Origin of the sequence: Pseudoalteromonas phenolica (genome assembly GCF_001444405.1) — a bacterium.
Lineage (GTDB): Bacteria > Pseudomonadota > Gammaproteobacteria > Enterobacterales > Alteromonadaceae > Pseudoalteromonas > Pseudoalteromonas phenolica.
Genome location: NZ_CP013188.1, coordinates 533,907 through 558,319, shown reverse-complemented (window position 1 = coordinate 558,319; position 24,413 = coordinate 533,907). Strand labels below are relative to the sequence as shown.

The window sequence follows — 24,413 nt, the reverse complement described above, 5'->3', positions numbered from 1 at the left end:
GTCCGCCCTTTTTAATTTGCTTTGTTATATGCCTGTTGTCTCTATTTTATGGCCGTAAATAACAAGGTGATTAATAATCTCTCGAGACTCGGGGTTACCAATTAACTCATTGGTTAACTCATGACCACCCCAATCTTCTGTCATTAGATGATCATGTGCATTTCCAGACTTTTCGGCTTGCGCTGCAATAGCCTCTAATCGAGATGCTAACCAGCGAAGCTTTTCTGGTGATGCATGAATGAAAACTTGTTCAGCTTTTTCGTCTTTTTCTAAAGTTAACATCCGAACCCTTTTGGCATATAACGCCCGATTAACGGGTAAAAAATTGTGGCTAAAATTGAGCGAAGCGAATAGCCCGCAAGTTTTTTATCCCTGTTTAATTGCTTGTTAGGCAGAACTTTTACCGTGTTTTTTGACTATATCTAAGCAGTAAACAAGAGATAAGCCTGTTTCACTTCTAAGTAATTTTGCCGCTTTAGGTAGGTCTCCACCTAAAATTGCAGTATGTATTTCTTCATTAAATTGTTGAGACCAATCGATCTCTTGTTGAGATAAGAGAATTTTTAATTTTGCGTCAATTTCTGACAATTTGACCATTATAAAAAATAGGCTCAAGCAAATTGAGAAAATGATTAAATAGTTCCAGTCCATGCATTCAACCTTGATGTAGCCTAACGCCTCGCTTAACCGGCGCAAAATAGCAGGCTAAAATTAGCGACGAAGGAGCGCAAGCCTGCTGTTTTGCGTCCTTTGGTTAAAGCGTTTGTTATATAACAAACTACTTACTCATAGCACTTTTAACTCTAATTAAAATAAATAAGCAACTTCCAGAAATTAAAAAGTGCGCCCAATAATCAACAATAGAGAATGAATCACTCGGTACAACAACCATGTAGAGGTCGTCCGATTTAGCTACTTCTGTTAATACTACCTCGTACAGATAAGTATCATAAACAAATAGAGCTATGCCCGAAAAAATCAGAACGATGCTGATTATAAATAAGGCTTTAAACATTTCTCACAACTCCAATTGTTATATAACGCCTTAATAAACGGCGGAAAATAGCAGGCTAAAATAAGCGAAGAATGAGCGCAAGCCTGCTGTTTTGCGTCCACTGTTTAATTAATTTGTTATACGTTTTTACTACTGATTATTTTACGACAGGCATTAGCCACATCGGAACGATAATATCGTATTGTCTCAGCTAGCTCCTCGTCTGCTTTTATAAGAAAATCAGCTGAGCAATTAGGGCGAACATGCTTTAAAGGCAAATGGTCTGTTTCTGACTCAATAACACCGAATACATGATATTCAGTATCCCAACATTGCCCATATTTTTCGTTACCAATACGCCAAAGAGCAATTACGTTATCTAAGTAGTTTTCATCGCTTTCTAGCAAATTCTTTGCGATTTTGATTGCATCTTCAGACATTTAATTAACACCGAGCTATAGGAACGTATAACGCCCTAATAACGGGCAAATAATGCTTGGCTAAAATAGTGAACGTAGTGAACAAAAGCCAAGCTGTTATTTGTCCCTGTTTATTTGCTTGTTATATACCGCTTGCACCCCAATCACCGAGGATTTCATCAAAACCATCAGCGATATCGGAAGCATTTAGATTTAAACACGAAAAGCCATAGTTTAAAGCAGATAACTCAGAGTTTAAATTGATTAATTTGCTACCGTCTGCATCAATTACCATTCCGTTTTTTGCACCATAACCTTTGATGAGAGCATCAAAAACAACGGTATTACCATCTATAAATAAGGTAAATGGCGATTCGATTTCCAAATTGTAATTTTTACGCAAGATATCAATTTTCAAATGCATAACTCTAAAGGTATATAACGCTTTAATATTGGGAATTTTTGCACGTTTTGGAGCGAAGCGACAGTGTAAACATTTCCCAAATAATTAACTTGTTATCTTTCCGTTAGTCTTTTAGAACCATCAAATACTTGTTCAGATAAGACGACTTTAGATGTGGCTACTAACGGTAAAAAGTTATTTTTCTCATTAAAGTTAAAGACTCCTCTGAGAGATACCCATTTAGCATTCAGTTCACCTTCTGTTCCATCAACCCAAATCGAATTTTCAGTAAATAATCGATCAGCATGCTCTTTACTTAGATACAATCTAGAATCTTCAAATTGCGTATGAAGATACCCACTTACCCAAATACATTTTTGATCAAACTTTTCAGGGTTTGCGATAAGGCTAATCAGAGAGACGTTACGAGCTTCACTACATGCAAGACTTCCGAAACTCATAAAACAAAAAATCAAAAAGACATATTTCACAGGCAACCTCTGAGGAAAGATAACGCCTTAATAAACGGCGAAAAATAGTAGGCTAAAATAAGCGACGAAGGAGCGCAAGCCTACTGTTTTGCGTCCTCTGTTTAATTAACTTGTTAGTATTCATTTGTTCAACTGGTTCAATGATTTTGTAAAACAATGATGTAGCTGAGAGCTGATATTATTATTTTTATCTACGTAATCGTTGATCATGTCAAAGAAGTCCAATGTATCTTCTATATCGAATGGTCTTACATAAGTTTTGGTGATAGCCCTATGCTCAATTTCATTAAGCCACTTCACACGATTAAGAATTTCACTCTGTGGCAGAGTCTTATCACAAATTATAACCCTTATAGAAACTGTCAAGGAGTGAGCCAACCAACGGTAAAAGTCACACCTTTGTTGCTCATTTAAATTTTCTATTCTGGGAATATATTGGTGAAATTTAATGTCAATCTCCATTGAATACTAACAGCTTTTTCATAGGAAAAATTCCTTAATTTATCAGTACAAAATCGGGAATCATTCCTGTTAATTTCGCCAAACAATATCTTGTTTCTGAAACAGACTCAACACCTTACGTTTTTCTTGCGGAATAAACAGGCATTGTAAATAAACTTGCATCTTACAACCCTTTGACTACTGTTTATTTATACATATCAAAAACTTTGAACCCTATGTCAAACTCTCCGTTTCTAAATGCTTTAGAGCGCTACATGGTTACCCGCAGGTATGCTAAGCGTACAATTAAAACGTATATTTATTGGGTGTATCACTACATTCTGTTTCATAAAAAGCAACATCCTAAAGACCTTACTGCAAGCCACGTTGAGCAATATTTAGAGTTTTTGTCGAACGACAGAAATGTTGCCGCAAGTACACAAGCAACCGCACTAAACTCATTAGTCTTTCTATATCGAGAGTTTTTGAAGTTACCATTTGAAAGGCAATTGCAATTTAATATGAGTGAGCGCCCCAGAAAATTACCAGTCGTTCTCACACAAGATGAAATTAAACGGTTACTTGCGAATCTCACGCCTTCAATTTTACTACCTTGCCAGCTCATGTATGGCAGTGGTTTAAGGGTTATGGAAGCAGTTAGATTACGTGTACAAGATATTGATTTCGATTATCTAAGTGTGAAAGTTTGGCAAGGTAAAGGCGCCAAAAATCGGCGAGTCACCCTTGCTCCAGCACTTATTCCTGCGCTTAAAACACAAATAGAAAAAGCCAAGCAAACAGCATACAATGATATAACTAATCAAGCATACAAAGGGGTTTGGTTACCACATGCACTTGCCAAAAAATACCCCAATGCACCTAAAGATCCGTTGTGGCATTATCTATTCTTTTCTAACAGCCTAAGTTATGACCCTCATGAGCAATCTGCATTGAGAAGACATCATATTGATGAGTCGAGTTTGCGTAAGGGAATAAAAGTTGCGACTAGAAAAGCGAAAATAGAAAAGAATGTCAGTTGTCACACACTACGCCACTCATTTGCGACCCATTTATTACAGAGCGGGGCAGATATTAGAACGGTTCAAGAACAACTGGGTCATAGTGATGTGAAAACGACGCAAATATATACCCATGTACTGCAAAGAGGGGCGAACAGTGTTGAAAGCCCCATATCAGCTATTTTGTAGTCTGTACTTATTACTTGATGTCTTTAATAGCAAAAAAGCGCAGTCCGTTGCGCTTGCCCAACACGGGCCAAAATAAACTCAGTTGAAAAAGGTTATTTGTATTCGCTGTAAAGCTTAGTTACACGCGCCTAACTTTTTCCAAACCGCCCATTGGCTTGAGTATTGGGCAGGGTTTTGACCACGTGTCCACCACTTGGCTTCATATAACTCACCGTCTAAGCTTGCTTTATTTCCCGCGGTATACACTTTGTTATTGCTCCACTCGGCGACTGCACAATCACTGCTGCTATCAACCACATTGATGGTGTTTGCCTTTGACTGTGTGCTTAAACCCGTTGCATCAGTCGCCACAGCGTAAATGCTCACATTACCTAATTGGTTGGCTGTGAAGCTTGCCGCGTAAGGCGCTTGTGTACTTACACTCACTTGTTTTCCATTCACAAAGTAAGCAACTTGTTTAAGGTCACCATCTTTGTCATTTGCGCTAACAGTGAGTGATAAACGCTCACCAAGTTTTACCGTTTGGCCTTGGCTTGGTGACAACAGCATCACCTCTGGTGCCGTTGGCGTTGGCTCTTTGCTTTCATTTACCACCACTGTGACAGCTTTGGCAGTTGTCGTTGCACCTTTGTCGTCTTTTGCAATGGCGCTAAAGCGGTAGCTACCTGCTTTGTTTGCCTTCCAGTTAAATTGATAAGGCGCGCTATTTAGACGAGTTAGCAACTGGCCGTTAATGGTTACTTCAACCAACTTAACATCGCCGTCACTGTCTTTTGCATCGAGGTTAAAGTTAACGCTTTGCCCTTGTTCAACCTCAATATTGTTTAGTGGGCTGATGAATTGCACGCTCGGCGCTTGATTTGGCTTGTCAGTAACGCCGCCACACTCTAGGCCTTTTTTCCATACGCCCCATGACCCTGAGTTGCTACCCGGATTTTGGTCTCGGTTCCACCACTTGGCTTCGTATTCAAAGCCATCAAATGAGACTTTTTGGCCCGACGTATATACGCGACCGCCCTGCCAAGGTGCAGTATTACATTGGCTCGGATCGATTAGAGTAAAGCTAACCGTTTGCGCATCAGCCATGGCTCCATCGTTGTCTGTTGCACGAGCAGCCACTACGAACTGACCGGTATTGTTTGAAGTAAACTTGGTTTCGAATGGCGCTTGAGTGTCAGTTGCATGTAGTCGACCGTTTACAAAAAACTCTACTTTTTCAACACGACCATAATCGTCTTGTGCATTTGCAGTAATGGTCACGTCTGTGCCCACAATAAAGCGCTCGTTTACTTTAGGGCTAGTCAGGGTAATCGTTGGCGCTTTGTTTTCAGTACAAGCAAAAACCCCCACTTGCTTAAAGGCTTCACCAATGGCTTTGGTGTCATAACCTAAGTCTTTTGCAGATGCCGTTACCCCACAGGCAAGTGACTCAAAGTTGCCGTTATAAACCCAAAAGTTTTTGTTGGCGTTATACATCACTTCATAGGCTTTTTTTACACCCCAGTCAGGCGTATTTGCTAATAAATAGAATGCTTTATTAAACACACCTGAACTACTGTGCACACCCATGCCCGGTTTGAATTTATCTGCATGACCAATTGAGTGACCATCTTTTTCAGGGTTCGCCATATAACGCAGTGCAGTGCGGTTTTTGAAAATACTTGCGCCAATTAACCAGTCAACTTCACAGCTGCCATCCGGCTTTTGGTTCATGTAACATTCCAGCGCTTCTGAGGTCATATCAGAAAAGGCTTCATTCACACCGCCCGACATATTGCTATAAACCAACTTTGAGTTTTGATGCGTCACGCCGTGGCCGATTTCGTGGGCAACAACCCCTAATGATGTGAATGGGTAAACACCATAGTTGGCTAAGTCGCCGTCACCAAAGGTCACTTCTTTACCATTCCAAAAGGCATTCAAATAATCTTCACGATAATGAATACGCATCACCAAATCACCAGTTAGGGCGCGGCTATCAAGCCAATCTTTAAATAGATCTATGGTGGCTTGGCCATAATACATTGCGTCATTGAGTGGTGAATACGCACCATTTACGCTTTTATGGGTGTTTTCATAGCAAGGAAACTGAAACGTTTCTGTATTTGTCGTGCCGTGCTCCATGTCAATAACTCGAATATCTGTATGCGACATCTCACATTGGCCATTGCCTAACTCTTTGGCATGAAAATGGGGTTTATCAGTTCCATAGTGATGTAGGCCGATCTTTTCATTACCGCCGGGTCCAGAGCCCACTCTGGTATGGTGCAAGGTTTCAATGCGATTTAATACCGCACCTGAATGCGCATCAATGGTAAACTCAGGGCGCGTTGGTGCATCTTGTGTTTCAGCCAAAATGGTGACTAAGTAAGCCAGTTTAAGCTCGCCGTTATGCGGGAATATAATCAGCTCAGCTTGCTCATCAGATGATGAAATAAGTGCTTTAATTTGCTCTTTAGCAAACGCGATTGCTTTATCAGCGTCGATGCTCGGAATAACTGTATCTATGCTTGGCTTTGTGATCACCGAGCCACTAATTGACTTTATTTCGCCCTCAGTTTGAAACCAAGCACTGAACACATTTTTCTCTTCATGGTGAGTGACAATTTCACCACCATAAACACGCACACCTTTATAATATTGGCTGCGGCGCAAATGTTTACCATCTGCAGATTTTGTGTGTGTTCTAAATTCAAAATCACTCTGAGACGACGAGCTTGCTACTCTAAAAAAACTATCATTTTGCGATAACTGAGACTTTAAGCTGTTTTGTAACTGTTTATTGTTATGAAGACTTACCGGCTCGCTGGCCATTGCAGTCACACTGGTTAATGCACTTGCACCCATGCTTGCAGCCACAAAAAAGGCCACCTTACTCATTTTTAACATTTTTATTCTCTTTTTATGTCTTTATTACTTAACCTGAGTTCAGGTTATTTAGGTGCATCCATGCACCTAGAATGAACTTAGTTCTGACTAATCATTATTTTATTAAGGAAGATTAAAGCTTGCGCCATACGCCGCCGTTGCCTGGAGTTTGACCGCGCGTCCACCAGCGAGCTTGGTAGGTTTCACCATTATGCTCAACCTTATCGCCACCGGTATAAACTAGGTCGCTACGCCATGCGCGTACTTTACCGTCATCTGGGATGATCTCGGCCCAAACACCGCCATTACTTGGTATTGCACCTTTAGTCCACCAACGTGCACGATATTCAACGCCTTTGTACTTAACCGTGTTACCGCCTGTGTAAACCTTGTTCGGATCCCATGTTGTGTCATCGTTACCCGGTGGAGTTGGCTCAGTTACTTCAACGTTATTAATGGTTACGTTGAATTCGCGTGTCACTGTGTGCTTGCCATCAGTCACTGCAACACTGCCTTTTACAGTGGTGGTTTTAGCCACTTCGCCCGCTTTAAGTGTCACACTTGCACCATTACCAACCACAGTGTGGCCCGGTACACGCCATGTATAAGACAGCGCTTTGCCCTCAGGATCATTGGCCGTTACGCTCAGTGTTTTTGACGTGTTTTCGTCTAACGTTAGCGCGGCAACTGAGCCCACAACAGGTGCTTTGTTTTCAACAACAGGAGCCTTTACAGTCACTTTGACTGAACGATTAACTGTGTTAACGCCGTCGCTTACGCTTAGGTTAACGGTGTAAACTGAGTCTGTGGTTACTTTAGGCGCCGCGATGATTACGCTGTCATTTTCAGACTGAAGATTAAGCGCTGCATCGCCTTGCCAGCTAAAGGTCACGGCTTTCCCTTCTGGATCTGTCGCGGTAGCAGTTAAAACATGAACATCCCCCGCGTTTAAAGTGATCTGCTCAACAAGCGTCACAATTGGAGCTTTGTTTTTCGGCTTAGGCGGCACAACCTCTCCCGCTAATCCTTCGTGCATAGCGTTTAAGATATCGCCGTTATCTGCATCGATTTCCCATGCAAATAAACCAGCTAAATTATGCTCACGTACATAACGACCTTTGGCACGCACAGAGCGAGGGCTATCATAAGTAACCAATGTGCCCTTTTGACGGTTCCAAACATAAGCGGCTTCTGCTTGTTCATCGTACCCTACTTCAAACCCGTTAATACCTTGCTCGTCTTGACCGATCATGTGGGCTTTTAAGCCTTTATAATCAATCACACCCGCTTCCCAAACGCCTTGTGATGTTGAGCCTTTCAGCTTGCCATTCGCAGGGGCGGTCATTGGGTTGCCTTCAATTTCAGCATTTTGTGGGTAAACCCCTTCCCAACCGCGGCCATACATAGCAGTGCCCACTACCAGCTTGTCGCTTGGCACACCTTGCTTAAGTAGTAATTGGATTGCGTTATCTAGCGTGTAGGCAGGGCCTTTTCTTGGCTCACCGTTTTCGTCTACACCTGTGCCGTTACACTCGTCTGCACTCATGTGAGAGCCACAGTAAATCGCAGTTTGGTGGCCCGTTACATTGTTCCAGCCGCCTGCAAAGTCGTAGGTCATGGCAAAAATGTAGTCCATGTACTGCGCAGCTTGTTTGTAGTCTACGTCTTCAATTTTGTCGTAACCTGTACCAATGGCAGAGGTCAGTTCAAACTCACGACCCATTTCGATTTCTAACTCATCAAGCATCTCTCGTAGCTCTTTCATTAGAATGATGTACACTTCGCCGTCTTTTTCAGAGCCTAGATCTGGGTTTGCACCATCACCACCCGGGAATTCCCAGTCGATGTCGATACCGTCGTAGAACTTCCACGTTTTTAAGAACTCGCGCATTGAGCTAACAAAGGTGTCGCGGTTTTCTTTTTTGTCGAAATCGAAGAATGGATCAGAGAGTGTCCAACCACCTACCGATGGTAAAATCTTCAGATCAGGATTGCGCTTTTTCAGTGCCATAAGCTGCGCGTAAGTACCACGAATTGGATCTTTGCTGCTCACACCCGGTAGTGCTTTTTGTACTGCCGCCCACGGATCGTGAATAACGACTTCGTAATCTTTTGAGCCACCACATGCCAGTTCAAGGGCACGTAAGCTGTTGCCGTTTTCAATTTCTGAGAGCGAGTCATTTGGGCCACACACAGGAATAAAGCCGTAAAGTAGGTGAGTAATGTTGTCAGCTGGGATCTGAGTCACATCGAATTTACGACCATAGATACCCCACTCTACAAAGTAAGCGCCAACCACCGTATTTGGATCGGTGTCGAACTTTTTATTGTTAGGGTTAACGTTGAGTTTAAGTGGCTCTAAGTGACCGCCGTCTGTGTCGGCAATGACAATTGGCTTAGACGCAGACATAGCACAGCCGCTTGAATCACATAGGGCAATACGCAGTTGGTGGCGGCCAGACTTATGATACGGGAAGCGAATAGTACCGCCTGTTGTGCCTGCCGATAAGGTGCCTTCGTTCACCACTTTATCGTCAAAGTATACTTTGTAGCTGTCACCGCCTTTGCCAGACCATGCGTTCCATTCAATTTGGATGTCAACAACGTCTTTGGCTTGAATTAGTTGCTTATAAGAACCGCGACCATAGATGTTTACATCGACAAACGAATAGTTTTGTGGCTTCCAGTTAATGCTTGGCGTCGATGGTGCGGCAAATGATGCGGCACTTGCTAAAGCTGCACCTACGGCGGCAGCTGTGGTTAAATATTTAAACATAGTGTATTTACCTTACTGAGTATTATTAGAGTTTTTTCCAAACAGAACTTTGGCCCGGTGTTTGACCGCGCGTCCACCAGCGAGCTTGATAACGCTGACCTTCAAAGGTCACAATGGCGCCACCTTGGTAGGCTTTGTTGGAGTTGTATGAATTGGTATCGTCACCACCGCTTTGGACTAATTCCCAAGCTTGGCTAGAATCTGGCGTTTGGCCGCGTACCCACCATTTGGCGCGGTAAGTTTTGCCTTTATAAACGGCTGTATTACCTGCGGTATAAACCTTGTTCGCATCCCATGTGTCTTTACCTGTTGGTGGTGTAGGTTCTGGCTTGTCTACTTTGTTCGTAACGTTAATCACCAGCGGCACGGTTTTACTGATAATGCCGTCTGAAACCGTTACTTTGCCGTCAAAACGCGTGTCTGCATCCACTTGCGGCACAGTCACTGTGATGGTTGAGCCTTGACCTGTAAAACGCACAGCAGCAGGTAGCTGCCAGTCAAACTTCAGTATTGCTTGCTCGTCATCAAAAGCATGCACATGCAGATGCTTACTTTGCCCTTCTTCTAGCGTCAGCGGTGCTGGCGTATGCACAGTCGGTGCGGTATTGGTTGGCTTTTTGTGTACTTTAAGATTAAAGCTGTGTGTCTTATTGCTTAAGAAAACTTGATTGCTCTTGATGTTTTCAGCATCAAATACAATCTCACCACTGGCATTTTGCACACCAATGCGGAGCAAGCTGTCAAAGCCAGATACCAGCTTGTTGGCAAATTCAGCCTGCCACTGGTTGGCATTCGCAGCAGTCACATCGAACTTTTCTTGAATTAGCTCTCGGCCATTTTCGTCAAATAGACGTGCCCAAATGGTGTCACCGTTTTGTGCTTCTTGCCCTTGTTTTACAAAGTAGTCAAAGGCAAACCAAGTATCAGGGGCTGGTGTTGAGGCATCATCGCGCTTTATGGTTATATCGCTACAGTTGTAGAAACCTTCACCGACCACATCGTCACGTTGCCAACGGCTATACAAAATAGCATCGCCCTCAAAACGTTCTGGTATAGCAACGTCCATTTCGTAGTAACGATGTCCATCTGGTGCCATAAAGAAGTCAACATTGCCGTGCGCTTGCACCAGCTCTAAGTCGCCCCATGCCAGTGGCTTATTTTTAAAGTCCACGCCCGGTTTAGTTAAATAAAACTGCCAAAAACTTGGATTATGTGGCGTGGTTGCACGGTAGCGGATCTTAATTTTGCCTTCGCCATTGGGTACCACTTCGGTTTTTTGCCAATCTGCAGAGGGAATATTAATGCCCGCCTTGCTGGCATTACCTGCCGCACATAGCGTGCCGTCAGGCACATTGGCTTCAACCGCGCTTTGGTTGTTGTAATCCGCAGTGTTAACAGAAAACTCATGGCGCTGAATAAGCGGCTCATGTTTTGACTGTAAATATGCTACGCGACAAGCAGCATTTGGAATATTAGAGCCATCTTCTGGCCACCAATATCCACCTTGCTCGTGACAAATTGTTTGTCTGGCTTTAGGAAAATCCATATAACCGTGCGCATTGACTTTGCCAATGAGCCCCGCCCCTAAAGCGACGCCAACGGCGCATAAGGTGAGTTGTTTTTTCATGGTTTACTCGTTTTTGTTGTCGATTCCAATTGCTTTAAACATGACTTTGCTCACGTCGCAGACTCTATTCAGTCGCAACCTGTCAATCATTCATGTTGAAAACGTTTGATAAAGGAGCGGCCTAACGGCCACTCCCCGTTGGGAACCCTAACGGGTTAAAGGCTACATACTTTTTGCCATGCGCCACCGTCACTTGGCGTGCCGTTGGTCCACCACTTGGCTTTGTAAACTGCGCCGTTGTGGATCAGAAGATCGCCCCCGACTGCATGACTTGGCTGACCCGCCCAATTTGTGCGAGGCCAATTCGGGTATGTATTAATGTTGTTTACATTGACACCTTCACAGGTTTTGCCATCTGGCGGGGTGTTGTCATCACTGCCACCACCGTTACCGCCGCCATTGCCTGTGTCAGGCTTAGTCGCAATAGGTAACTCTGGGTATTCAGAGGTGAAGGCATACTTACTGCCGTCTTTTTCAACCACAAAGTTCACAGGGCCTGTAATTGGCATGTAGTACATCACTTGTGCATTGACCGTTTCGCCCGGCTTAAATGACTCAAGCTGACCGCCCCATTGGTTTTTGAAGGTAATTGAGAAACGGTGGAATTCGTTCTCAAAGCCGCCAATGTTATTGCCCGTGCTATTTGACGCATCGTGCTCTACTGCCATGCCCAGCTTTTTGCGTGCATTCCAGTTCGATTTGAAAATCGGTGACGTCGACGTCGGGACGTTAAATGTAATCGTTGCACCAGTCAGATCCAGCTCTGAGTTATTGGTAAACGCAAAAGTTGGACGAATTGGGTAGTTTTGGTCGCCAACAGGGAAGTCTTTGGCGACAAAACGAATGTCGACAGCTTTATCTGGCGCAGCAAACTCGTTGTCACCCAGGTTGGTGCTATATGCCACACCACTTTGATTAAAGGTGTTATACGCTAAAGACGTCATGGTTGACCCCATGAAGTATTCGCCTTTGTCAGCGTGGTAATCAAAGTCACCTGCCAGCTCCCAGAACATCACCCCGCCGAGGCCCTTTTCAACTACATAGTCGAGTTTGGTTTTCATCGACTCCGTGTCTTCCATTGAAAGGAATACTTTTTTCTCAGCGTTGTATAACCAAGGTGCCACCGCAACGTCGTCATAATGACGCACATAGTCACCTTTAAACACATCATCTGGATCTGACTCAGGCGTTAGACCATAAACCCCTAGGTAGCTTGGATTAATGCCATGCTCTAGGTTTTTAGCATGCCAAAGTGGGTTAGAGCCTGCTGCAACTTCTTGGCCGTTTTCAATGTCGTGCCATAAGTTATCAATACCAATGGCGCCGTTACCACACTTGTTCTTTTCACCAATGCCAGTGCCCTTCGGGCAATCACTTTGGTTAGGTAGAGGGGCACGACCCCACAGGCCATTTTCGCCACCGCGTACGTCTTTAAAGCCACGGGTATAGTAAGGAATACCAATGTTAATGCGTCCCGCTGGCATAGTGCCGCGGAAGTAATTCACCGCCCAGTCAGTATTTAAATAACCGATGCCACCAAATTCTTTGGTGTTATATACATTCCAGGTTTTAAGCTCTGTGTCTTTACCTGTGTCGTACAGTGGCGCATTGTGGCCAACATGATCATTCCACGCACCGTGAAGGTCGTACGTCATGATGTTTACAAAGTCTAAATACTGAGCCGTTTGGAATGTTTCCATACCGCGTAGAAGATAACCTGATGACGGTGCAGCAATGGTTAACATGTAGTGTTTACCGTCTTGCTCACCTGCTTTATCAAGGGCTTCACGTAGGTCTTTCATCAGTACTTGGTACGAGTTGTTTAAACCTGCACGACGTGCGTTACTGATCGCAAAGTCTTCTGGGTGACCTGTGTCTTTCATTGATGACGGGTATTCATAATCCACGTCTAGACCATCAAAGTCATAGGTTCTTAAGAACTCAACTGAGCTTTTAACAAACGCATCGATACCAGCTTGGTTAACACTGCCATCTTCATTGGTGGTCATGGTGTAAAAACCGCCGTTGTTAACGCGTTTACCCGTTTCGTCAAAGTAACCGCCGGTTTCAGCCCAACCACCTACCGAGATAAGCGTTTTCACATGCTTGTGTTTTTTCTTGTATTTGCTCAGTAAGTTAAAGTGACCTTTGTATGGCAGAGATGGGTCCATTTCTGCACCTTCAACACCCGGCCACGTCATATTAGTGGCAGCATTGCCTTCGGCATTTGGGTTACCAATGCTGATTTCGTTTTTGTCATTCACATGGGCAAACGCGTAGTTAATATGGGTGATCTTGTCCCACGGAATATCATCAACTAGGTAACTTGGTTGGCCGTTTTTACCATGACGCCAGCTTGTAAAGTAACCAATCACACGTCTTGGGTGATCGGCACCCATTTGTTCACGGCCTTCTGTGTCGTAAATATCACAGTATGCAGGCGTCACACCTGGTGTTTGATATAAACCGGCTGGACGACAGTCTTCATGAGACACATCACCGTCGGTGGTGTCTTTCACCACAAAGGTACGGCTGATGATGTCAGACGCTAAACCGTGTTCGTCTTCAGCAACTAGGCTAAATACTTGGCGGCCAGCCGAGGTGGCTTTCCACACAACTTGGTGTTCATTTTCAGTGCTTGTTGCAAGCACTTCACCGTTTAGTTTGAGCGTTTGTGTAAACTTGTCACCATCTGAGTCGCTGGCTACCAGGGTGAACACAATCTCACTGCCGACTTCTAACTCACTCGGTAACTGAGCGGCAAGCCTTGCAACAGGCACATTGTTTTTGTCTTTTGGTGGTTCTGCCGTCACCGTGATCTTACGGCTAACAGAGCGCGCCGTTGCACCGTCATCGTCTAGTGCTACGCCATGAAATTCATGAGTACCCGCTTTGGCTTTCCAAAAGAAAGTATATGGTGCATTACTTAATACCGTGACCAATGAGTCATTGTGGTAAATCGCAACATGTTTAATTACACCGTCACTGTCTTGTGCACTAAAGTCGAGCGTGACTTCTTCGTTTTCTTGCACAGAGAGATCTGCCGCAGGCTTTAAAAGCTTCACCGATGGCGCTTGGTTTTCTGGCTCAGCAGAACCACAAGCACCTAGCTTAGTCCACTCTTGCCACTGACCTGAACGTGCTTTTGGTGAAGAGCGGTTCCACCAATTAGCTTTGTAGGCAACATCATCTTGCTGAACTTGCTGACCACCAGTGTAAACTTTACCTGATCCCCATAGAGGGATATTTGTACAATCTACAGCGGCAAAAGCGGGTGCACTCAGCATGGCTAACACCAAGGCTGAAGGCTTGAATCCCCTGCGCACTAAATTGAAATGTTTCATATTTTGTTCCTGACTTTAATTATTGTGATTTACACAATCAACTAATTTGAAAATCACTAATTTACCCATTTGAGGGGCAAAAAAAGTCTAGAACACAATTTTTGAATCACAAAACTTTAACATTTGTGATTTTTTGAATTTTAAAAAAGCAGTGATTAGCAATAAAGGATGAGTCAAAAAACAATCAAAAATGACAATACTGTTAAAATAGTCATATATAACATATAGATATAATTTTTCTTGAAGTTATACGCTGAAGAAATAACTGATTAAAAACTACAAAAAATCGTTACCTTTACTTTACGAAACTCACTGAGCATACCAGCAACAAATAATATAAAAAGACTATTAAAATAAATTATTTTAATACTTTTAGTTCAACTTAAACCATAAACTAGTAATTTGACTAAATGTTTTGAAAAGAAGGGCTTAGCCAAAACTGTTAAAAATTTGATATTGATTCTTATTTAAAAAGCTGGTTTTAATACATTTTCACTATCTTTTTATTGTTAAAAATTTCGCAAAAATAAATAAGAGATAACAATACTCTTTAAAGTAATTGAGTTTTTCCAGTTCTGGCAGAATTGAAAAACAATTCTTTATACTTACTCCCTCTAATATTCAAATTTTAAAGTGTCTATATTTCAGCCAAGAAATTAAGGTGGGATAAGAAAAATGAAGAATAATGTTCGGGCGCTATTTGTAGAAGGCGAAACCATATCCTCGTTTGGATATGTTAAGAAACACAGAAAGTATAAGAAAAAAAATGCCTGCTTAATCTGAGGTTTTTACAGATTAAGCAGAGCATGGAGTGTTGATTCAAAATAAAAAAGGCGTCCTTGCCAAAAGATAAATCTATGCGTTAGCTATATGCCATACCAACCCTCAAAATAAATGACTAAATAAAGAGGATTGGTAATAAAGTTACAGCTTTGTCCATACAGAGCTAGTGCTTGGGTTTTCGCCACGAGTCCACCAGCGCGCTTTGTATTGTGTACCTTCGTACCAAACTAAGTCGCCGCCAACATAAACTGTATTGGCATCCCAAGTTGTTTTACCTGTATCTGCAAGGTTATTGACTGTGACGTTGAAAGTACGAGAAACCGTATTAACACCATCGCTCACACTCACTGTGCCTTGTACTGTTTCAGTTGCAGTCACTTCGTTAGCCGTTAATGTTACTGAGCTACCAGAACCCGTTACTGTATGACCTGGTACTGACCAAGTGTATGTCAGTGCTTGGTTCTCAGGGTCATTGGCAGTTACAGAAAGTGAAGTCGATGCTTTTTCATCAACAGTGACATCAGCAACAGTGCCCACTACTGGTGCTTTGTTATCTGAAGCTGGTGCTTTAACAATCACTTTAACTTGACGGTTTACTTCGTTTTTACCGTCTGACACTTTAAGGCTTAGGGTATAAACGCTGTCTACTGTGACTGTTGGGGCAGCAACAGACACACTTGCGCCATTCCCAGTTAGCGTTAATGCTGGATCTGCAGACCATTGGAAAGACACCGCTTTACCTTCTGGATCAGTCGCTGTCGCTGAAACAGTAGCAGATTTACCAGAGTCGATTGTCACTTCAGAAACAAGGTCAACCACAGGTGCGCGATCTACTGGCGTATCACTTGCACCTAAGCCTTCGTGCATTGCATTTAAGATATCGCCGTTATCTGCATCGATTTCCCATGCAAATAAACCACCTAGGTTGTTAGCGCGAACGTATTGGCCTTTTGCCTTTACAGAGCGTGGGCTATCATAAGTGATTAATTTACCTGTACTACGGTTCCACACGTATGCGCCTTGTGCTTGCTCGTCATAGCCTACTTCAAAGCCATTCACGCCCTGCTCGTTGGCACCAATCATGTAAGACTTAACACCTTTATAGTCAATGACGCCTGCCTCCCAAACGCCCTGCGCTTTGGTGCCTGTTAATTTGCCATTACCCGGTGCTGTCATTGGGTTATCAGCAATCGTCGCATTTTGTGGATAAACACCTTCCCAACCACGACCGTACATGGCCGTACCTACGACTAGCTTCTTACTTGGTACACCTTGTTGAAGCAATAACTTGATTGCATTATCAATTGTGTAAGCAGGGCCTTTACGAGGATTACCTTGGTCATCAACACCTGTACCATTACACTCGCCCGCGCTTAGATGTGAGCCACAGTAAAGTGCAGTTTGGTGACCTGTTACGTTATTCCAACCACCAAAGAAGTCATAGGTCATCGCGAAGATGTAATCCATGTACTGAGCAGCTTGCTTGTAATCAACGTCTTCAATCTTGTCGTAACCTGTACCAATCGCTGAAGATAACTCATATTTACGACCTGTTTCGGCCTCTAGACCATCAAGCATGGCACGTAGCTCTTTCATAAGTGCAACATAAGCGGCACCATCTTCAGGGCTACCTAGGTTAGCATTAGGACCGCCACCACCTGGGAATTCCCAGTCAATGTCGATACCGTCGTAGAATTTCCACGTTGTTAAGAACTCTTTCATTGAGTTAACGAATACGTCACGGTTTGCTTTAACCGTAAAGCCATGGAAAGGGTCTGAAAGTGTCCAGCCACCTACAGAAGGAAGGATTTTAAGATCAGGATTACGTTGCTTAAGCGCCATTAACTGTGCATAAGTACCACGAATTGGGTCTTTACTGTTGATACCAGGCAATGCTTTTTGTATTGCAGCCCATGGATCATGAATTACGACTTCGTAATCTTTTGAGTCGCCACATGCAAGCTGAAGCGCACGTAAGCTGTTACCATTTTCAATTTCACCTAGTGAGCTATTCTCACCACAGATTGGAATGAAACCATAAAGAATGTGCGTTAGGTTATCGACAGGGATCTTAGTTACATCATAGTCACGACCGTAGATACCCCACTCTACAAAGTAAGCACCAACCACAGTGTCTGTTTGTTTCGGATACGTTTTGTTATTTGGATCAACATTCATCGCCAATGGCGCAAGGTGACCACCATCTGTATCTGCAATGACAATCGGTTTTGCAGCTGACTTAGAACATCCTGTTGCGTCACAAAGCTCAACACGTAAATCGTGACGACCAGACTTTGTGTAAGGGAATGAAATTGTGCCACCATTTGCGCCTGCAGCAACTGGGCCTTGATGAACAACTTGATCGTCAAAGTAAACTTTATAAGTGTCGCCTGCAGAGCCAGACCATGCATTCCATTTTATGTTGATTTGGACTTCTTTTTTGGTTTTAACCAGCTGTTTGTATGAACCGCGACCATCGAGGTTAATTTCAACAAACGAATAGTTTTGCGGCTCCCAATTAAGACTTGGTGTTGCCGGTGCCGCCATCGCTGTTGCTGCGCTCATGGCTGCCGCGACTGCGACTGCTGAAGTTAAAATTTTAAACATAGTTTAGTTCCTTCAATTGTTGTGTTTCCCGCCACGTTTCAACACTGAATTAGTTAACAAGCACTAAAGTAGTGATGCGCTCGCACATCTCTCATTCATATTTGCTTGTCAAAAACGAGCATCTCAGCGCTTTGGGTCGTTCTAATGGTTATTAAAGTTGTTTCCTTATGTTGTTTGAGCTCGGGCGTTGCCCTTGCGTCTAACAACATGCTTTATAATTTTTCTTTCATAACTCTCTGTGGTTTTGCCTAAGAAAACTGTATTTCTCACAAACTTCTTAATTACCACCCGACTTTGTAAGTAGCTCCCACGCTTGAGAGCTATCAGGTTTTTGCCCTCTTACCCACCATTTGGCACGATATGTTTTACCTTTATAAATAGCGGTTTGACCTGCGGTATAGACCTTGTCAGCGCGCCATGTGTCTTTTGAACCATCAGGTGGTGTCGTGACTTTATTTGTCACATTGACAGTCAATGGCACTGTTTTACTTAACTCACCATCTGATACGCTGACTGAACCTGTAAATTGCTGATCGGCAGTCACTTCTGGCGCATTCACTGTGATGGTTGAGCCACTGCCTGTGAACGTTAGCGGCGCAGGTAATTCCCAAACAAAACTAAGTGTTGGCTGCTCATCATCAAAGGCATGCACATGAAGATGGGCACTGGTATTTTCGTCCAGCGTCAGTGCCGACGGAGTATGTACTGTAGGCGGTGTATTTTTAGGTGCCGCGACAATGGATAAGTTAAAGGTGTGGTTTTTATCCGTCACAAACACTTGGTTTGAAAGCAGGTTTTGACCATCAAATTGCACATTTCCTTGCGCATCTTTGATACCAATTTGGATCAATTGGGCAAAGTCTAGGCTGACTTGCTCTGCCAATTGCTGCTGCCAATTAGGCATATCAGCGGCAACTTTTAATTGTTGCTGAATAAGCTCTTGGCCGTTCACATCAAATAAACGCAACCAAACTGTATCGCCAGCATTGGCTTCTTGCCCTTGTTTAATGAAGTAACCCGCCACATGCCATTCAATTGGATTAGGATCTGTCACTCGTTCAATTGTAATGTCTGAGCAGTTATAAAAACCCTCACCCACTACATCGTTACGCTGCCAGCGACTGAATAAAATGGCTTCACCATTGAACTTCTCTGGAATAGCCACATCCATTTCGTAATATCGCTTTCCATCTGGTGCAACAAAGAAATCCACATTGCCATGCTCTTGAACAAGCTCCACATCAGCCCAATTTAATGGCTGCGCATGAATATCAACGCCAGGTTTTGAAATATAAAATTTCCAAAAACTTGGGTTGTGAGGTGTCGTAGCGCGGTAGCGAATTTTAATGGTGCCGTTTGCATTAGGTTTAACAACAGTTCGCTGCCAATCTACAGAAGGTGTGTTGATGCCGATTTTATTTACATCGCCACCTGAGCATAATTCACCATCAGGCACAGCCGCTTCAACTGCCGCTTGATTTAAGTAGTCAGGCACATTAGCTGCAAACTCATGTAATTGTATAAACTGCACTTGCCCACTTTTTAAGTAAGCTGCACGACAGGCAGTATTTGGAATATTACTGCCGTCTTTTGGCCACCAAAACCCGCCTTGTTCTTCACAGATTGCTTGCCTGGCTTTAGGGCTGTCCATGTAACCGTGGGCTGAAACAGAGTCAGCAAACCCTAGGCCCATTGCAACAGCAATAGCCGATAACATTATTTTTTTCATGATAGTTCCTTGGGGCTGGCAAGCAGCCCCTTAGATTTCTGGTTAAATAATTTCTAGTTAAAGGTTTGGCTTACAAAGCACACACTTTTTTCCAATCGCCGCCTTCAACAGGCTCTTTCGATGTCCACCAATTTGCTTGGAAAACGACTTGGTTGTGTATGATGTAATCGCCTGCGTTGGCGTGGCTTGGGTTACCCGCCCAATCAGTGCGCGGCCAGTTCGGATAAGTGTTAATGGTAGTAACATCTACCCCATTACACGTACCATTTCCTGGGTCACCGTTACCTGGGTTACCTGTATCTGGCTTTGTCGCGATTGGTAGTTTTGGATACTCGCTAGCAAACGCATACGAAGCACCATCTTTTTCAATCGTGAAGTTAACCGGACCGGTAATAGGTATGTAGTAAAGTACTTGCGCATTCACGGTTTCACCCGGCTTAAATGATTCAGCTGCACCGCCCCACTCATTGGTTAGTGTGATTGAAGCTCGGTGGAATTCATTCTCAAACCCACCAATATTATTACCCGCAGCATTGGAGTTATTCGTATCAATCTTGATACCTAACTTCTTCTGCGCATTCCAATCTGACTTAAAGATTGCAGAGGTAGATACTGGAATATTGAATGAAATCGTTGCACCAGTTAAATCAATTTGTGAGTTGTTAGTGAACGCGAACGTTGGACGAATTGGGTAGTTATCATCGCCAACAGGGAAGTTCTTCGCCTCAAACTTAATATCAACGGCTTTGGCTGCCGGTACAAATGCACCATCACCTAAGTGTGCACCGTATGGAGTTGATGCTTGGTTGAAAGTGTCATAAGCAAGACGCGTCATAGTACTACCCATGAAGTACTCGCCTTTTTGCGTATCGTAGTCAAAGTCACCCGCAAGTTCCCAGAACATTACACCGCCAAGCTCTTTATTGACCACATAATCAAGCTTGGTCTTCATTGACTCTTCGTCTTCAATCGATAAGAACACTTTCTTTTCTGCATTGAATAGCCAAGGCGCAATGGCAACGCTGTCATAGTGACGCGTATAAGTACCCACCATTTTGTCTTCAGGGTTATTTACCGGATCTAGACCATAAACACCTAAGTAGCTTGGCGTAATGCCATTTTGTAAGTTTTTAACATGCCAAAGAGGGTTACTACCCGCTGGTACTTCAATGCCATCAACGGTGTCATGCCATAAGTTATCGATACCAACCGCACCATTACCGCATTTGTTCTTCTCACCAACACCTGTGCCTGGCGCACAATCAGCTTGGTTTGGTAACGCAGCACGACCCCAAAGGCCATTTTCACCACCTTGAACGTCTCTAAAACCACGGGTGTAATAAGGTAGACCGATATTGATACGACCTGCTGGTAACGCACCTCTGAAGTAAGTCGCAGCCCAATCAGTGTTTAAGTAACCAATACCTTCGAATTCTTTAGTGCCATACACATTCCACTGCGCCAGCTCAGAATCTTTACCTGTATCGTAAAGCGCTGCGTTATGACCAACATGATCGTTCCATGCACCGTGTAAGTCATAAGACATGATGTTCACAAAATCTAGGTATTTAGCAGTTTGGAATGTTTCCATACCACGCAGTAAGTAACCAGAAGATGGTGATGCAATGGTGAGCATATAGTGAGTATTGTCTTGCGCACTGGCCGCATCTAATGCTTCACGAAGTTTACGCATTAACACATCGTAAGAAGCATTTAAGCCTGCACGACGGGCATTACTAATTGGGAAGTCATCAGGGTGGCCTGAGTCTTTCATTGATGAAGGATATTCGTAGTCAATATCTACACCATCAAAGCCATACTCGCGGATGAATTTAACCGCACTTGCTACGAATGCGTCGATACCAGCATGGTTTACACTGCCATCAGCATTCGTAGTCATAGTATAGAAACCACCACTGTTTACACGATTACCATTTGAATCGAAGAAACCACCTGTTTCAGCCCAACCACCAACAGAGATCATCGTCTTCACATCAGGGTGTAGCTTTTTGTATTTATTTAATAAGTTGAAATGACCTTTGTACGGCAGGCTTGGATCCATCTCTGCACCTTCAACACCCGGCCAAGTCATGTTGGTAGCCGCGTTTCCGGCTGCATTTGGATCGCCGATGCTTAGTTCATTCGCGGCATTTACGTGTGCAAACGCGTAGTTGATGTGGGTGATCTTATCCCAAGGAATGTCTTTTACTAAATAGCTTGGTTGTCCGTTCGCACCATTTCTCCAACTTGTGAAGTAACCAATAACACGACGAGGGTGATCTGCACCCATTTTTTCTCGGCCTTCTGTGTCATAAATATCACAGTAAGCAGGTTGTACACCTTGCGCTTGATATAGACCTGCTGGACGACAATTTTCATGACCTGTAATCGGGTCACCTTTTTCTTTCACAATGTAAACACGCTCAATGGGTGTTGCTGCAAGGCCCAACTCATCTTTAGCAGTCAACGTGAATGTGTATGTGCCCGCAACTGTTGGTGTCCAAACATATTGCTCAGTCCCTTTTGTGCTATTTACAACCACCTCATTGTTAACTGTCAGTGTTTGCGAAACGGCATGACCATCAGCATCTGACACACTCAGATTAAATGTTACTTGCGAGCCGACTTCTAACTCTGATGGGAGAGTCGCCGCTAAACTGACAACTGGAGCTCGGTTCTCGTTTGATTTCTTCTGAACTGTCACAGAGTGACGTGCCGACTCCGTTCGCGCACCGTCATCATCCTGTGCAATCGCATAAAATACATGCTCACCAACCACTGCCGTCCAATTAAATTCGAACGGTGCAGTATTGAGCGTAGTTAATAATTGACCGTCTAAATAGACTTCAACTTGCTTAACTTGACCGTCGGTATCACTGGCTTCCGCCAAAATGGCAACGCTGTCATTTTCATTCAGCAAATTACCATTCGCAGGGCTTAATAAAGTCACCTTTGGGGCTTCATTAACAGGTACATCGGTTTGGCAGTTACCTAATTTAGTCCACTCCTGCCAATCGCCTGAGCGTAATTTAGGTTCTGCTTTGTTCCACCAATTAGACTTATAAGCTACTTTATCTTGCTGAGCTTGCATGCCTTCAGAGTAAGCTTTACCAGCTTCCCACTGAGGAATATTTGTACAATCCACACTTGCAAAGGCAGGTGCGCTGAGTATCGCTAAAACCAATGCCGAAGGTTTAAAACCTTTTCGCATTAAATTCAAATCCTTCATAACTTGTTCCTGATTAAATCTGTTGTATTTTTTTAACTAAGTTAACTTATAAGTTACAGATGTACCCGTTAACGGATCGAAATCAGTCTAGAACATAAATTTAAAATTACAAAGTTTTAACATTAGGCAACCTGAACGCTCAAAAAATATTCTACACTAGAGTTAAAACTGCACAAAAAGCGTTCAAATATGAAAGTTATATGAAATTTCCTATATTTTACAGATAGATATATTGAGGTGAGAAATAGGTAAAATGAAATTACCATAAACAGAAACAATCCAAATCGAATAGAATTGTTTACAGAATAAACTCATCCTACCAGGTAGGTATAATTTAACAACAAAGATAAAGAATTAATATTATCAATAAATTACACTCTACATGATAAATAAAGTTAGAAAAGAGAGTTAAAAATAGTCACATTTTCACTTTTCACAGTTCGTTAATATTAGTGCAATAAATCTAAATATGGACTATTTTAAAGATTAATATCTTTTTAGTTGTAAATTTAACAATGAAAGGAATATACCTTTGGTAAAAAATTCATTTTACAACCTAAACCCTTTCATTTGCTGCTTCAAATTATCGATAAACAACCTTGTCTTCAAAGGTGTAAAGCTTGTCTTTGGATAATAAGCCCACAAACGATTCACTTCGCTTTTTACGTTGGGTAAAACAGGTGCTAACACGCCCATATCTAGTTCTCTCTCAACATAATCTGGAGAAATGAATATTAGGCCCATACCTTGTATGGCAGCTTTCAGAATTGCATCAAGATTTTCTGACACAAAATTATAGTTGGTAAAAGAAACGAACTCGCCATTTTCTAGTAAAATGCCGCCCTTTTGCTGGTAATAATTATTGAGCAACATCTTATGCTGAGCTAGGTCTTCTACTGTATTAATAGGTGGGTGTTTTTCTAAATAGCTTGGTGCAGCAAACACACTCATTTGATAATCAATTAAGTGCGTGCCTTTATGAGACACAGAATCGAACTCTTCATGATAGCGAGTGATCACTAAATCATGACTTAAATCAGGATCATTACCTGGAATAAGCACGTTTAATTGCACCGACATTTTAGGGTATTTTTGTAAGAACCTTTCTATATTTGGCATTAACAACGAACTGCCAACCGCTTGGGTTGCAGCGACTTTTAGCACGCCTTGAGGCGCTTCATGGGCACTTTTTACTGACTCCAGCATGGCATCAAATTGCTCAAGCCAAGGTGAAGCCTTTTGTAAAAAGCCATGTCCTGATTCGGTTAGGCTCACTTGCCGAGTAGTTCTCACAAATAAGCTGGTTGCTAATTGTTTTTCCAACCAATCAATCCGTTTACTTACCGCTGAGGCCGAAATACCTTGTTGCTCGGCAGCCGATGTAAAGCTTTTAGTGTTGGCGACGAGTTCGAAACTTTTTACTGCAGATAACCAATCCATTTATTGTTTCCTATCAGGAACTAGTATTTTTATTATTACCCTATTTTTAAGAAA

At 42.9% G+C, this 24,413-nt stretch carries 14 protein-coding genes; 1 reads left to right on the top strand and 13 read right to left on the bottom strand.

From position 1 onward, the window contains the following. Positions 1–24: 24 nt before the first annotated feature. From PP2015_RS19600 to PP2015_RS19575, 5 genes are all read right to left on the bottom strand, one after another. The gene (locus PP2015_RS19600) at positions 25–282 is read right to left on the bottom strand and encodes an Imm32 family immunity protein (protein WP_058032185.1); all 258 of its coding nucleotides are present in this window, start codon (positions 280–282) and stop codon (positions 25–27) included. Positions 283–387: 105 nt separating this feature from the next. Further along, a complete protein-coding gene (locus tag PP2015_RS19595) occupies positions 388–651 on the bottom strand; it encodes a hypothetical protein (protein WP_058032184.1) in 264 nt (87 codons plus the stop codon). Positions 652–1,131: 480 nt separating this feature from the next. Continuing rightward, a complete protein-coding gene (locus PP2015_RS19585) occupies positions 1,132–1,434 on the bottom strand; it encodes a hypothetical protein (protein ID WP_058032182.1) in 303 nt (100 codons plus the stop codon). 121 nt (positions 1,435–1,555) lie between these two features. Beyond that, the gene (locus PP2015_RS19580) at positions 1,556–1,831 is read right to left on the bottom strand and encodes a hypothetical protein (protein WP_157599120.1); all 276 of its coding nucleotides are present in this window, start codon (positions 1,829–1,831) and stop codon (positions 1,556–1,558) included. Between the two features lie 98 nt (positions 1,832–1,929). Further along, positions 1,930–2,277 (bottom strand): hypothetical protein, encoded by a 348-nt coding sequence (locus PP2015_RS19575; RefSeq protein WP_157599119.1) that lies wholly within the window; start codon positions 2,275–2,277, stop codon positions 1,930–1,932. Positions 2,278–2,984: 707 nt separating this feature from the next. On the opposite strand from PP2015_RS19575, the gene PP2015_RS19565 reads away from it, so the two are divergent. Next, entirely contained in the window at positions 2,985–3,956 is a 972-nt protein-coding gene (locus PP2015_RS19565) for an integron integrase (RefSeq protein ID WP_058032179.1), read from the top strand. A gap of 114 nt (positions 3,957–4,070) precedes the next feature. Here the strand turns inward: PP2015_RS19565 and PP2015_RS19560 are convergent, their stop codons facing one another. The 8 genes from PP2015_RS19560 to PP2015_RS19525 all read right to left on the bottom strand — a co-directional run bounded on the left by PP2015_RS19560 (position 4,071) and on the right by PP2015_RS19525 (position 24,359). Next, positions 4,071–6,845 carry an Ig-like domain-containing protein gene (locus tag PP2015_RS19560; RefSeq protein WP_058032178.1) on the bottom strand — a complete coding sequence of 925 codons (2,775 nt, stop codon included), beginning with the start codon at positions 6,843–6,845 and terminating at the stop codon, positions 4,071–4,073. Between the two features lie 112 nt (positions 6,846–6,957). Continuing rightward, the gene (locus PP2015_RS19555) at positions 6,958–9,600 is read right to left on the bottom strand and encodes a glycosyl hydrolase family 18 protein (RefSeq protein WP_058032177.1); all 2,643 of its coding nucleotides are present in this window, start codon (positions 9,598–9,600) and stop codon (positions 6,958–6,960) included. 25 nt (positions 9,601–9,625) lie between these two features. Next, positions 9,626–11,227: a lytic polysaccharide monooxygenase gene (locus tag PP2015_RS19550; protein ID WP_058032176.1), complete on the bottom strand. Its 1,602-nt coding sequence runs from the start codon at positions 11,225–11,227 to the stop codon at positions 9,626–9,628. A gap of 155 nt (positions 11,228–11,382) precedes the next feature. Then, positions 11,383–14,571 (bottom strand): glycosyl hydrolase family 18 protein, encoded by a 3,189-nt coding sequence (locus PP2015_RS19545; protein WP_058032175.1) that lies wholly within the window; start codon positions 14,569–14,571, stop codon positions 11,383–11,385. A gap of 924 nt (positions 14,572–15,495) precedes the next feature. Beyond that, the gene (locus tag PP2015_RS19540) at positions 15,496–17,961 is read right to left on the bottom strand and encodes a glycosyl hydrolase family 18 protein (protein ID WP_058032174.1); all 2,466 of its coding nucleotides are present in this window, start codon (positions 17,959–17,961) and stop codon (positions 15,496–15,498) included. 277 nt (positions 17,962–18,238) lie between these two features. Beyond that, positions 18,239–19,690, bottom strand: a complete 1,452-nt coding sequence (locus PP2015_RS19535; protein ID WP_319593342.1) for a lytic polysaccharide monooxygenase — start codon at positions 19,688–19,690, stop codon at positions 18,239–18,241. A gap of 70 nt (positions 19,691–19,760) precedes the next feature. Next, positions 19,761–22,919, bottom strand: a complete 3,159-nt coding sequence (locus tag PP2015_RS19530) for a glycosyl hydrolase family 18 protein (RefSeq protein WP_058032173.1) — start codon at positions 22,917–22,919, stop codon at positions 19,761–19,763. Positions 22,920–23,468: 549 nt separating this feature from the next. Continuing rightward, a complete protein-coding gene (locus PP2015_RS19525) occupies positions 23,469–24,359 on the bottom strand; it encodes a LysR family transcriptional regulator (protein ID WP_058032172.1) in 891 nt (296 codons plus the stop codon). Between the last annotated feature and the right edge of the window lie 54 nt (positions 24,360–24,413).

Excerpts from the sequence above, each read along its gene's own strand:
- PP2015_RS19600 (WP_058032185.1), bottom strand. The coding sequence starts at position 282 with ATGTTAACTTTAGAAAAAGACGAAAAAGCTGAACAAGTTTTCATTCAT.
- PP2015_RS19595 (WP_058032184.1), bottom strand. The coding sequence starts at position 651 with ATGGACTGGAACTATTTAATCATTTTCTCAATTTGCTTGAGCCTATTT.
- PP2015_RS19585 (WP_058032182.1), bottom strand. The coding sequence starts at position 1,434 with ATGTCTGAAGATGCAATCAAAATCGCAAAGAATTTGCTAGAAAGCGAT.
- PP2015_RS19575 (WP_157599119.1), bottom strand. The coding sequence starts at position 2,277 with ATGAGTTTCGGAAGTCTTGCATGTAGTGAAGCTCGTAACGTCTCTCTG.
- PP2015_RS19565 (WP_058032179.1), top strand. The coding sequence starts at position 2,985 with ATGTCAAACTCTCCGTTTCTAAATGCTTTAGAGCGCTACATGGTTACC.
- PP2015_RS19560 (WP_058032178.1), bottom strand. The coding sequence starts at position 6,845 with ATGTTAAAAATGAGTAAGGTGGCCTTTTTTGTGGCTGCAAGCATGGGT.
- PP2015_RS19555 (WP_058032177.1), bottom strand. The coding sequence starts at position 9,600 with ATGTTTAAATATTTAACCACAGCTGCCGCCGTAGGTGCAGCTTTAGCA.
- PP2015_RS19550 (WP_058032176.1), bottom strand. The coding sequence starts at position 11,227 with ATGAAAAAACAACTCACCTTATGCGCCGTTGGCGTCGCTTTAGGGGCG.
- PP2015_RS19545 (WP_058032175.1), bottom strand. The coding sequence starts at position 14,571 with ATGAAACATTTCAATTTAGTGCGCAGGGGATTCAAGCCTTCAGCCTTG.
- PP2015_RS19540 (WP_058032174.1), bottom strand. The coding sequence starts at position 17,961 with ATGTTTAAAATTTTAACTTCAGCAGTCGCAGTCGCGGCAGCCATGAGC.
- PP2015_RS19535 (WP_319593342.1), bottom strand. The coding sequence starts at position 19,690 with ATGAAAAAAATAATGTTATCGGCTATTGCTGTTGCAATGGGCCTAGGG.
- PP2015_RS19530 (WP_058032173.1), bottom strand. The coding sequence starts at position 22,919 with ATGAAGGATTTGAATTTAATGCGAAAAGGTTTTAAACCTTCGGCATTG.
- PP2015_RS19525 (WP_058032172.1), bottom strand. The coding sequence starts at position 24,359 with ATGGATTGGTTATCTGCAGTAAAAAGTTTCGAACTCGTCGCCAACACT.